This is a genomic window from Neobacillus terrae, assembly GCF_011393025.1.
Taxonomy (GTDB): domain Bacteria; phylum Bacillota; class Bacilli; order Bacillales; family Cytobacillaceae; genus Neobacillus_A; species Neobacillus_A terrae.
Map to the genome: position 1 here is coordinate 210004 of NZ_JAAOEO010000007.1, position 12213 is coordinate 222216.

General features: G+C 39.3%; 8 protein-coding genes. 6 read left to right on the plus strand and 2 right to left on the minus strand.

Annotation, left to right across the window (positions count from 1 at the left end):
* Complete coding sequence (locus tag G8761_RS12745; protein WP_166027213.1) at positions 1 to 2406, minus strand: M14 family metallopeptidase; 2406 nt, start codon at positions 2404 to 2406, stop codon at positions 1 to 3.
* 550 nt (positions 2407 to 2956) lie between these two features.
* On the opposite strand from G8761_RS12745, the gene G8761_RS12750 reads away from it, so the two are divergent.
* From G8761_RS12750 to G8761_RS12775, 6 genes are all read left to right on the plus strand, one after another.
* Positions 2957 to 3946: an acyltransferase family protein gene (locus tag G8761_RS12750; RefSeq protein ID WP_166027215.1), complete on the plus strand. Its 990-nt coding sequence runs from the start codon at positions 2957 to 2959 to the stop codon at positions 3944 to 3946.
* Positions 3947 to 4285: 339 nt separating this feature from the next.
* Entirely contained in the window at positions 4286 to 6229 is a 1944-nt protein-coding gene (locus G8761_RS12755) for a sigma-54-dependent Fis family transcriptional regulator (protein ID WP_243450002.1), read from the plus strand.
* 231 nt (positions 6230 to 6460) lie between these two features.
* Positions 6461 to 7450 carry a thiamine pyrophosphate-dependent dehydrogenase E1 component subunit alpha gene (locus tag G8761_RS12760; RefSeq protein ID WP_166027217.1) on the plus strand — a complete coding sequence of 330 codons (990 nt, stop codon included), beginning with the start codon at positions 6461 to 6463 and terminating at the stop codon, positions 7448 to 7450.
* Between the two features lie 25 nt (positions 7451 to 7475).
* Positions 7476 to 8492, plus strand: a complete 1017-nt coding sequence (locus G8761_RS12765) for an alpha-ketoacid dehydrogenase subunit beta (protein ID WP_166027219.1) — start codon at positions 7476 to 7478, stop codon at positions 8490 to 8492.
* Positions 8493 to 8565: 73 nt separating this feature from the next.
* Entirely contained in the window at positions 8566 to 9945 is a 1380-nt protein-coding gene (locus G8761_RS12770) for a 2-oxo acid dehydrogenase subunit E2 (RefSeq protein ID WP_166027221.1), read from the plus strand.
* Positions 9946 to 10921: 976 nt separating this feature from the next.
* A complete protein-coding gene (locus G8761_RS12775) occupies positions 10922 to 11473 on the plus strand; it encodes a class I SAM-dependent methyltransferase (protein WP_166027223.1) in 552 nt (183 codons plus the stop codon).
* A gap of 25 nt (positions 11474 to 11498) precedes the next feature.
* Here the strand turns inward: G8761_RS12775 and G8761_RS12780 are convergent, their stop codons facing one another.
* On the minus strand, positions 11499 to 12194 hold the full coding sequence (locus G8761_RS12780; RefSeq protein WP_166027225.1) for a response regulator transcription factor: 696 nt from the start codon (positions 12192 to 12194) through the stop codon (positions 11499 to 11501).
* Between the last annotated feature and the right edge of the window lie 19 nt (positions 12195 to 12213).

The window sequence follows — 12213 nt, forward strand, 5'->3', positions numbered from 1 at the left end:
TTATTTGATCGTTATCACAGCGGTATTATAATTATTTCCATTGCTAATAGGATTGTAGTTTTTCTCAATGTTGCCAGCGGCGTCCACAGCGAACCATTTAATGGTAGTTGTTTTATCAACCTTTAAAGATTCTGCAGATTCACGGGTTCCGCTTAAATTGATTTTTGCTGATTTAAAAGTAGGACGGCTGCCATCCAGAGTGTAGTAGATGGTAGCTGGTTCGCTAGTATCAAAAGCTAAATTTACAGGGCTTGAAAACTTTCCATTTTCAGGAACTGCTTTTGATGACGGCGGCTGATGGTCTTTTGAATTGTTGTAGGCTACCTGAATTAAACCAATTAAACCATTTGAAAACTCCATTGCTTCTTCATGGCCTTCAGAGAATGGCGGCTGGAACCCAACTGGCTGCCATTTTTTTATATCCTTATTCCATAAATCAGCTCCAACTTCGAAGTCCCAGGCGTAAATTCCTTTTTCATACCATAAGTAGTCTGCGGAGTTGCCTGCAGCGGAATAAAGAACATCCGGAACCGGGCCGGTACGGCTAGGCAGGATAACGGTGCCACGGTAGTCCTGAATTTTGTTTAACATAATATCAGAGACGGCCCAGTAATAAGCTTCTTCACCTGCAGATGGGCGCGGTAAAGTTTTACGGTTAGCATCATATGATCCTGGTGACCACATGAAATATCCGCCATAGCTATGAATATTCATAGCAAATTTGATGTTTGAGAATTTATCTGCAAGCCAGACGATGTTTTTCGCTTCCGGCTCTGAGGTTTCTGCTGGTCCTGCATAGGTAGTGCTTGTACAGTTTGTTGTTGACGCACCGATAAATCCATCAAAAGCAGAACCTACCGAATGGTTCCGGTTAATATCTACACCCCATTGATTTCGATACCCTGGATCAGATTTATCCGGACTGCAGTGATTTGTCATATTTTTACGTTGCATATTGTAATCATAAAAGCTGTAAGTGGCGCCGTCAGGATTGGTAGACGGAACTAGGAAAATATCAAGATTATCAACCAGCTTCTTCGTTTCACCGTCATGATCATAATTCCTAAGAAGGCGCTCCGCCGTTTCAATCGTTACCAAAGGTGTTACCCACTCACGAGCATGTTCCTGAGCGTAACCGAGTACACCTGGCTTGGAACCATCACGATGTTTCCCAATTCGAATAGCTTTTACCGTGAACGGATCACGGGAGATGTTTGCTGGGGCTTTTAAACCATCGTTCAAAGCAGCCGCTCCAGGTGAAACAATTCCTGAACCAGTATAGCCGCGATAGGTAGCAGCAGATAGAAGCTGGCTTGCTTCTTTGTTTAAAACATCCACTACTTGCCTTGATGTGCTTGTAACATTACCTGATGAATCAGTAGCTAAATCTACTAAAATCTTTTTCCCCTCTATTGTTACTTTTAAAGAAGAGTTGTTAACATTAGGATTTCTGAACTCTACGGAAAGGTCATTACCGCCTTGGTAGCCCCAGGCCTTAGAAGAGACTACAACTGAAGAGTTTGTAGTACCTCCTAACATAGCCTGCGCGAGCCGTCGGTATCCGTTTGTTTTATTCGGCATATCAATAATTTCTACTAAATTGGGAAACTCCTTAGCAAGCTTCTCTGCTCTTTGGTAAAGTTCTGTTGGATCCATATAATGATCCACAAAGTCTTTAATATAATGCGTCTGCGGATTTCCAGGCTTGTCCGCTCCAAGCCACTCTGAAACAGGGCTTGAGGCAGCTCCGCCAAGATTGCTTTCCACCTTTACCGAGGAGGGAATGGAGGTAATAGGAATTTCTAAATAGTGATATAAGTATTCACCGGCATCTACCAGACGGTCTAAAGTGGCTGATTTTTCAACCCCATTTTCAGTCCAGGTTGCTGTCAGTGCTGTACTTGCAGCTGCTCCTGCGCTTGACTTTGCCTCAATATAAAGAAAAGTATCTGACTGGTTAGTATAATAATTGGCGCGAAGGATTTTAATTGAATCCTCTGATGCAGCCAGGCTTGACTCTTGCTGCAAAGCCGTTTGTCTTTCAGACGTTCTGGCATTCCAATCCTTTTCAGTAAATAGAGTATCTTTAACCCTGACACCATAAAGCTTTAGCGTTTCAATCTCCGATGGTGTAACAACAGCGTCCACATCCCAAATTCCATCATGTTCTTCAGCCCGGTGGGAAAGGTCAATCCCCAGTTCCAGTAGCTTGTCTTTTGCCTGCTGGTTTGGTACTTCCAGCTGAACAAGTGAAGCTGATTCTTCTTTAGGCAGTGGCAGATCGGGCTGCCCAACTGCGCTTGTTGGGGTACTGAATCCTGGGTAGAGGACTGTGAAACCTAGCCCAGTCATAGCAGTCATGATCATTACATTTCTCTTCCACTTCTGCTTTTTCCAATTAATCAAAGCGTGCACCTCCGGAAATCTCTCTATTTTTTAAGGAAACAGGATTATTGTAAAATAAATTGTCAAAATATTTTGTCATATAAATGAAAATTCATTACTTATTCGTCCTACAAATATTTCAAAATTCGAAGGAAATTTTATTATTTTATGAGGTTAAAAGAGTAGGGAGAATTTCCTAAGATAAAAGTTTTAGGAGAGTTGAAAAATATGGGCTAGAAATTTTCAATTTAAATTCATGCTTTATATTGAAATATCACCATAAAAAACTTGGAGAAAAAATACTGAAAAAATAGTTGTTAAATGCTGTCGGTTGAGAACGAATTAAAGGGGTTTTTGGAGAAAGAATATAGGAATATTTATTGAGTAAGAGTAATAGCAGGTAAACCTATCCTATATTTGCAAAGAGTGGATATATAATCACATTTATCGATAAATGGAAGAAACAAATTTGATTGTTTATAGATTTTTATAAAACGGTAATGATTTAGTAATAATTTTTTTGTAAGATATTACTTGGGTCTAATAATTAATAAGTTGGGGGTGTTTTGTTATGGCTTCCAGCTTAAAAAGAAGTCTTTACTTTGACAATGCCAAATTTCTTTTGATTTTTCTAGTTGTTTTTGGACATGTAATCAGTCCTTTAAAAGAAAATAATGATGTACTATTTAACTTATATTCATTTATTTTTCTCTTTCATATGCCCGCCTTTATTTTTATATCCGGATATTTTTCTAAGGGGTTTAGGAAAAAAGGCTATCTTGCTAAGATAGCTAAAAAAATTCTTTTGCCTTATTTAATTTTCCAAGCACTTTATTCCCTGTTCTATTATGTCGATGGGGAGATATCCAGTTTGAAAATCGATTTTCTGAAGCCGCATTGGACCTTGTGGTATCTTTTAAGCATGTGCTGCTGGAATCTTTTCTTATATGTGTTTGCAAAATTAAAATGGAAGGGATTTATCTTAGCAGTCGCTATCGGAATAGGTATTGGGTATTTCAATCATGCAGGAAGTTATTTATCCTTATCGAGGACCTTGGTATTTTTCCCATACTTTCTTTTGGGATATTTAATAGAACAAAAGCATCTAAAAGCAGTTCTAAAAAAACGCCTGTCTCCAGTGGTTGGTGTAGGCATTCTTGTATCTTCTTTATTAATTTTTGCCGCTTTTTTCCCTAAGGGTGCCATTCCGTGGCTGTTGGGAGATACCTCCTATGCAGGTATGGGAGTAAAGGATTTATCAGGCGGAATTATACGTTCACTACAGTATTTATTAACAGGGATTGTTTCCTACGGCTTTCTATCAATTGTTCCGTCGAAGGGCAATTTATTTACAGTCATTGGGGAGAGAACTCTATATATTTACCTCTTGCACGGTTTTATTATTAAATCTGCACAGCAATTCATCTCCGATGAGGCTCTAAACCACTTTTCCAATCATTATATGATGTTAATCCTGTTCTCTTTAGGTATTTGCCTATTCCTGGGAAGTTATATGATCAAAAAGTATACAAGGCCAATAATTGAATTGGATTATCATTAAAAGAGTTAGCCTACATAGCAGCTAACTCTTTTTCTATTACTATATACATAATTAGGGAAATAGGGAGTCCTGGAGTTTTAAGAATTGTTAGAAAATATGGTAAAATAAATTAATACTTACATAAAATCACTTTTGTTTTTAAACCATAGGCTCTGTAAAACTTGACTGTTGATTTTCGCTCACGGTGACCAATTTTTCCGCTGGATATTGAATTTGCATCATGGAACCGCCCACGCACGAAGGAAATGCGAATGCATTTTCGAGGAGTCTAGCGCCTTCCGCTTAATCAACATAACAGAAGATCAATTTGCTTTAACAAAAAGATCAGGAGTGGATAGCTTGGTAAATATAAGCGAAATAATAGAAACTGATTCTTTTTTTGTCGGCATACCATTGGAGGATTCTTCTTTTTCAAATATTATTCGTGAATCAAGGCAACGATCCAGGGAAAATAAGATAGACCCTAACCAAAGAAATGGAAGGGTTTTTAAGGAAGTGTGGAAACAAAGTATTTTAGAGAATGCTGAATTAATTAATACGACTCTGCCTTTAATGAATGATATCTATCAGTTGGTTGAGGGTACAGGTTTTATGGTTGTTCTTTGTGACAGGAGTGGATTACTGCTTAAAACTTTAGGAGATGAAGATACGTTAGAAAAAGCACGAGCTATCTCCTTTGTGGAAGGGGCAGACTGGAGCGAAGAGGGTGTGGGCACAAATGCGATTGGCACCTGTATTAAAGCAGAAGTACCGCTTCAGGTTTTTCATCATGAACATTATATGAAGATTTGCCAGGAATGGACATGCTCTGCTTCACCTATTTTCGGTCTGGATGGAAAACTAATGGGTGTACTGAATATGGCAGGTCCATATGAAAAAGTTCATCGGCATACTTTAGGAATGGTGGTATCCACTGCAAAAGCAGTAGAAAACCTTATGAAATTGCAAGAAAAGATTAGAAGAAACGAATTGATGCAAAGCTATTTAGAAGCTACGATGAATTCTCTTACAACAGGAATTATGTTGGTGAACCAGCAAGGAGAAATCATTCAGGCAAATAAAACCTTACAGGACATGATTCAGTTAAAAGAGGAGGATTTAATCGATAAAAAGATTGATCAGGTTTTTGAAAACAAGCTATTTCAGAATGAAATATACTGCTTGGATATTATTAAGGATAAAGATATCCGGTTAAAAATAAAAAACGGAGGTTTTCCCAAGCAGGTTCTATTAAATAGTCAGCCTGTTTATAAAGGTGAGGAGCAGATTGCATCTCTCCTTATTATTCAGGAGATCCAAAAGGTTCGACAGCTAGTGAATCAGTTTACAGGTAACCAGGCTAATATCACATTCAGGGAAATAATAGGTCAAAGCCCATTATTAATAAGGAGCATAAATGAAGCGAGGGCAGCATCCAATTCCCCTTCAAATGTATTGCTTTTAGGTGAGAGCGGGACTGGGAAAGACTTGTTTGCTCAGGCAATCCACAATGAAAACGAACGGCGTGATATGCCGTTTATCGCCATTAACTGTGGAGCAATTCCAAGAGATTTGCTTGGAAGTGAGTTGTTCGGATACGCAGAAGGGGCCTTCACGGGTGCAAGAAAAGGGGGAAATTCAGGTAAATTTGAACTCGCTGATGGAGGAACGATTTTTCTTGATGAGATCGGAGAAATGTCGCTGGATATGCAAGTTCTATTATTAAGAGTTCTCCAAAACAGAGAGATTACTAGAATTGGTAACCATAAAGTTATCCCTGTAAATGTAAGGATTATTGCTGCAACGAATAAAAATTTAAAAGAAGAGGTGAGGAAAGGGAATTTCCGAGAGGATCTTTATTTCCGCTTAAATGTTCTTCCTATTCATATCCCGAGCTTACGAGAACGGGAAGGAGATATCGCTCTTTTAGCCTCTCATTTTGTAAAACTCTATAAAAAGAGAATCCCTACACGGATCGAATCGATTTCATCTTCTTTTATGAGGGCTATAGAGCAGTATAATTGGCCTGGGAATGTCAGGGAGCTTCAAAATGTCATTGAAAGGTCCTTAAACCGTTCAAGTACAGGAGTTCTTTCCGTTGAGTCTCTTCCTGAAGAAGTTGGCGGCCACCATGAGCATACTCCTTCCGTACAGAGATTCCCTATAAAAAAGGATGAAAGGCAAAAGCACATGCTGCTTGAGGTTTTAATGAATTGTGATTATAACTATAGTCAAGCGGCTAAAGCATTAAATATATCAAGAAGTACCCTCTACAGACGAATGGAACGGTATAACTTGAAATGACAGTGTCCCATTTTGTGTCAGTGTATCAGATAAAACGATACATTTTGATACAAAATGGGACATTTTTATTAGGTCTATTATTTCATTTAGGAAGGCAAAACTAATCTGAAAAATAAAAATTCTATTGATTTAAAGGGATTTTTTACACGGGAATGAAAACGCTTACGATTTTGGCATGAAACTTGCAACTATAAAAATGAGAGCAGTAAAAGTATAAAAGGAGGATACACAATGTCAATTCCTAAGGAAAAGTTGCTTTGGATGTATGAAACCATGGTAAAAAGCCGCTATTACGAAGAGCAGCTTGTTGAAGCGTACGCTGAAGGAAAAAAGCCAGTTTTTAATATTGGAGCAGGCCCCGTTCCTGGGGAAATGCACCTGTCAAATGGACAGGAACCAGCTGCGGTTGGGATATGCGCCCATTTAACAAAGGATGATACAGTTGCTTCCCCACACCGTCCCCATCATCATGCCATCGCAAAAGGTGTTAATTTGAATCGTATGACTGCTGAGATTTTTGGGAAAGAAACGGGGCTTGGAAAAGGAAAAGGCGGGCATATGCATCTGTTTGACCCTGAGGTGAAATTCTCATGTGGCGGTATTGTCGCAGCTGGTATTCCACAGGCAGCAGGAGCAGCCCTTGCAGCAAAGCAAAAGGGTACGGATTCGGTTGCGGTTGCTTTTATTGGAGAAGGAGCTGCCAATGCAGGAGCCTTTCACGAAACATTAAATATGGCGGCTTTATGGAAACTTCCTTTAATTGTTGTTGTAGAAAATAACTCTTGGGGTATTTCCGTTCCTAAGACTGCTTCGACAGCGATTTCCTCTAATGACAAGAGGGCGGCTGCTTACGAGAATACCACAGGCTACCTGGTAGAGGATAATGATCCAATTGAAATGTACCGAGTTTCACAGGAAGCAGTAGAAAGAGCACGCCGTGGTGAGGGACCATCGATTATTGAAATTGAGACCTTCCGATTTTTAGGGCACTTCCAGGGAGATCCAGAATTATATCGTGAAAAAGATGAGGTTCCATCCCTGCTTTTAAGAGATCCAATCGAAAGGATAAAAAATAAAATTCTTTCTGAAGGCGCTGCATCTGAAAATGAAGTGGAACAACTTGAAAATAAAGCGAAAAATGAAGTGGATGCTGCTTTCCAATTTGCGAGAGAAAGTGAATATCCAAAGCCAGAAGCCGCTCTTGAAGATGTATTTTGTTAATTTACTAAGATAGGAGATGAACGGAATGCAAACAACTAAACGTATGCTCACAGGAAACAAAGCAATGGCAGAAGCGATTGCCCAGGAAATGGAACGAGATCCGAATGTATTTGTTTTAGGTGAAGACGTTGGAAAATATGGTGGTATTTTTGGAGCTACCCAAGGACTGCTAGAGAAGTTTGGGGACAAAAGAGTCCTGGATACTCCTATATCTGAGACGGCCTTTATTGGTGCTGCGATCGGAGCAGCGGCAGAGGGGATGAGGCCAATTGTAGAATTGATGTTTGTTGATTTCTTTGGTGTTTGTATGGACCAAATCTACAACCATATGGCAAAAATTCCTTACATGTCAGGCGGCAATGTCAAGCTGCCGATGGTATTAATGACTGGCGTAGGCGGAGGATACAGTGACGCTGCCCAGCATTCGCAAACTCTATACGCAACCTTTGCCCATCTTCCAGGGATGAAAGTAGTTGCACCATCGACTCCATATGACCTTAAAGGGATGATGGCCTCAGCTATTCGTGATGATAATCCGGTGGTATTTATGTTCCACAAGACGCTTCAGGGATTAGGCTGGATGGATCAGGTGGACGAGTCTGTAGGAGAAGTGCCAGAAGAAGCCTATACGGTTCCGCTCGGTAAGGCAAATGTGGTGCGTGAGGGAACAGATGTAACTATTGTCGGAATCCAAATGATGACCCACCAAGCCGTTGCTGCTGCTAAAATTCTTGAAAACCAGGGCATTAGTGCAGAAGTGATAGATATTCGTTCCCTGGTCCCGCTTGATAAAGAAACGATTCTTAATTCGGTTCGAAAAACCCATCGTCTAGTGGTGGTTGACGAAGATTATAAATCCTATGGATTTACGTCAGAAATTGCAGCGATCGCGGCCGAAGAGGCACTTTATGAGCTTGAGGCTCCTGTAAAGAGACTCGCTATTCCAGACGTTCCAATCCCATACAGCCGTGACCTTGAGAAATATGTATTGCCAAACGCACAGAAAATTGCCGATGCAGTCGTTAAATTAATGAAAGAATAAAAGATTTTAATTTGCAGGCGGCTGTTCCGAATCAGAATAGTCGCTTTTTATGATTGATTTAGGAGGAATTGGTATGCAAGACACAAAAACACTTCACGACATTACATTGCCTCGCCTTTCTGAAGCAGATGAGGAAAGCTTAATTACTTTTTGGCATAAATCAGAAGGGGACACTGTGAAAAAAGGGGATGTCCTGGTAGAGGTTCAGACTGAAAAAGCTGTTTCAGAAATTGAGTCAGATACAGATGGTGTCATTGTTAAAATCCATAAAAAAAGAGGAGAGGTTATCGGTGTTGGTCAGCCCCTAGCAAGCATTGCGGAGGAAGAGGCAGTATCGGAGCTTGTTCAAAATCAATCAATTTCCGTTTTACCTGTTGAGCAGGAAAAGCAACAAGATAAATCATTCGTTAAGGCCTCTCCAAGGGTACGCAAATTGGCAAAGGATTTAGGGGTGGATTTGGCCTCTGTTACCGGTACAGGGAAAAATGGAGAACCTACCGTAGAAGATGTCCAGAAAGCGGCACGGGATTTAGCAGATACGTCTCTAGAAAATGAAGTAGCTGAAAAGCCAGCTGTCGGAATGACAAGGATCGTCGCCCCTCCTTCTGTAAGAAAGCTGGCCAGGGAAAAAGGAGTGGACCTTGAAGAGCTACAGGGAAAAATCAATAGGAAAATTAATAAAGAAGATATTTTAAATTTTGCAGAAAAAACAGAGGCTACGGCGGTATCTCCATCTGTGGAAACCACCAATGATGTAGAAATAGTCAAGCTTGGGGGAATCCGCAAAGCGATCGCCAAGGCAATGACTTACTCAAAGCAAACCATTCCGCATGTAACGCATTTTGCAGAAGCTGATGTTACAGCTTTGGCTGCTCATCGGGAAAGGCTGAAGGAAGCCGCAAAATCAAAGCAAATCAAATTAACCTTCCTCCCATATGTGGTAAAAGCACTCATTAGTGCCTTAAAAGAATATAAAGAATTAAATGCCTCTGTTGATGAAAAAGAAGAGAATATACTTTATAAAAAATACTATAATATCGGTATTGCGGTTCAGACAGACAATGGGCTGGTTGTACCTGTTGTAAAAAATCCGGACAGCAAAAATATCTCGACTCTGGCAAAAGAAATAGATCAGCTTACTACTACAGCACGGGAAAATAAGTTAACGATGGACCAAATGAAAGAGGGCACATGTACAATTTCCAATATCGGATCGGCCGGTGGAGAATGGTTTACTCCTGTCATCAATCATCCGGAAACTTCTATTCTTGGTATAGGGAAAATTGTAGAAAAGCCGATCGTGAAAAATGGGGTAATCGCCATTGGTAAAATGATGTCGCTATCCCTAAGCTATGATCACCGTGTCATCGATGGGGTGATCGCGCAAAACGCATTAAATCATATCAAAAGTTTATTGGAAGACCCGGAACTCCTCTTATTGGAATTAGAATAGAAAAAGATAAGGAGCTCCTGCTTAACGGCAGAGCTCTTTTTTTGATTTTGTAGAATACGCTGATATTTTTGTAGATTAGTCCTTGAATATTGTAGAAGACAGACTCGTTTTTGTAGAAGTGGTTCTTAAAATTGTAGAAAGGATGGTGAATTGTAGAATAGGCTGATATTTTTGTAGATTAGTCTTTAATTTTGTAGAAGACCGATTCGTTTTTGTAGAAGGATATCTCAAAATTGTAGAATAGGCTGATAGTTTTTGTAGAATAGTCCTCTAATTTTGTAGAAGACAGACTCGTTTTTGTAGAAGGACATCTTAAAATTGTAGAAAGGATAGTGAATAGTAGAATCAGCTGATATTTTTGTAGATTAGTTCTTTAATTTTGTTGAAGGCGGACTTATTTTTGTGGATGGACATCTTAAAATTGTAGAAAGGATGGTGAATTGTAGAATAGGCTGATATTTTTGTAGATTAGTCCTTTAATTTTGTTGAAGACCGATTCGTTTTTGTAGAAGGATATCTTAAAATTGTAGAAAGGATGGTGAAGTATAGAATAGGCTGATAATTTTTGTAGATTAGTCCTTGAATTTTGTAGAAGACAGACCCGTTTTTGTAGAAGGATATCTCAAAATTGTAGAAAGGATGGTGAATTGTAGAATAGGCTGATATTTTTGTAGATTAGTCTTTAATTTTGTAGAAGACAGACTAGTTTTTGTAGAAGGACATCTTAAAATTGTAGAAAAGATGGTGAATTGTAGAATAGGCTGATATTTTTGTAGAATAGTCCTTTAATTTTGTAGAAGGCAGACTCGTTTTTGTAGAAGGATATCTCAAAAATGTAGAAAGGATGGTGAATTATAGAATAGGCTGATATTTTTGTAGAATCGCCCGATCATTTTGTAGAAGTAGAATCCGGTTTTGTAAAAGGGTATCTTAAATTGTAGAATGAAGAAAAGAAATAAGAAAGGGGGTTGTAACGATGGATCAATTAGATAAATGGAACAAGAAACACAAAGATAGACTAGATGATCTTAAGGAACTTCAACCGAATGTAAGACTAAAAAACCTTTCCCAATATTTGAGGGGAGGAAAGGCTCTGGATATTGCCTGTGGCCTTGGCGGAAATAGTGTATTCCTGGCCCAGTCGGGTTACGAGGTGCTGGCAGTGGATTTCTCAGAGGTTGCAACAAAATTTATTTACGATTGGGCTTCAAAGAAAAAGCTGCCTGTTACTACTTTGACCGAAGACCTTACAAACTTCGGAAGTCTGCCATTAGAAAAACACTCCTATGATTTCGTAAATATGACCTATTATCTAGACAGGTCTATCTTTCCGGCGATTAAGAGACTTTTAAAGCCAAATGGATACTTTTTTATGGAAACCTATTATTTGACTCCAAATGTTCAGAAGGTGTCCGATCAGTACAAGCTTCACTCTAATGAATTGCTTACCGAATTCCTTGGCTGGAAAATTCTTTATTTTGAAGAAAATGAACAGGAAGGCAGGCAGACTATTTTTTGTCAAAAGTAAAACCAGCTCTTATCCGGAGCTGGTTTTAAGAAATAACCCCTTTCCGAAATAATTCTGCAACAGCCTGTACTCGGTTTTGTGCACCAAGTTTTTTGATAGCTGATTTGACGTACTGATTGATCGTTACTTCGCTAATAGATAACGCATCCGCTACTTCTTTTGTACTTTCTCCCCAGGATATCCTTTTCATCACTTCGAGCTCTCTTCGGCTTAATAATTGTGTTTCCACTGCTCCGCTAGTTTGCTCTAAAACTTTTCCCACCTGACGTCCATAGTTAGTAAAGGAAGAAAGTAATGGATCTGTCATAACAGTCCCTTTTTTAAATTCATAGCTGCAGATGTACCCAATGGGGACGGAGCCAAAGCAAATCGGCACAGCTAAGAAGGTATTCACATTTGAGGGAAGTATATATTTGCTGGTTATTTGCTTCAAAAATTCAATACCAGAACAGTATTTAGCTTTTCTTTCATAGAGAGCCGAATAAATTACCGGCAGGGATCGTATATCATCCCTAATATCCCGGATATGGGATAGTCCGTCTTGGTTTATAGAGATAATCCCTTCTCCAAGGTAGCCTAAATGGGAGTACCTGAATAGGAAGGAGTTTTTAACAGGAAAGAGTTTCATATAAATATCCAATATTTTATAAAGCTTGTCTTCGTGGCTTCCTGCATCTTCAAGTTCTCGAATATTATCCAAAACGGGATAGTTCCGGGGCATATTAACACCTTCTTTATAG

What these genes read in the sequence shown, in the direction of transcription:
- G8761_RS12750 (WP_166027215.1), top strand. Translation starts at nt 2,957, where the DNA reads ATGGCTTCCAGCTTAAAAAGAAGTCTTTACTTTGACAATGCCAAATTT.
- G8761_RS12760 (WP_166027217.1), top strand. Translation starts at nt 6,461, where the DNA reads ATGTCAATTCCTAAGGAAAAGTTGCTTTGGATGTATGAAACCATGGTA.
- G8761_RS12765 (WP_166027219.1), top strand. Translation starts at nt 7,476, where the DNA reads ATGCAAACAACTAAACGTATGCTCACAGGAAACAAAGCAATGGCAGAA.
- G8761_RS12770 (WP_166027221.1), top strand. Translation starts at nt 8,566, where the DNA reads ATGCAAGACACAAAAACACTTCACGACATTACATTGCCTCGCCTTTCT.
- G8761_RS12775 (WP_166027223.1), top strand. Translation starts at nt 10,922, where the DNA reads ATGGATCAATTAGATAAATGGAACAAGAAACACAAAGATAGACTAGAT.
- G8761_RS12780 (WP_166027225.1), bottom strand. Translation starts at nt 12,194, where the DNA reads ATGCCCCGGAACTATCCCGTTTTGGATAATATTCGAGAACTTGAAGAT.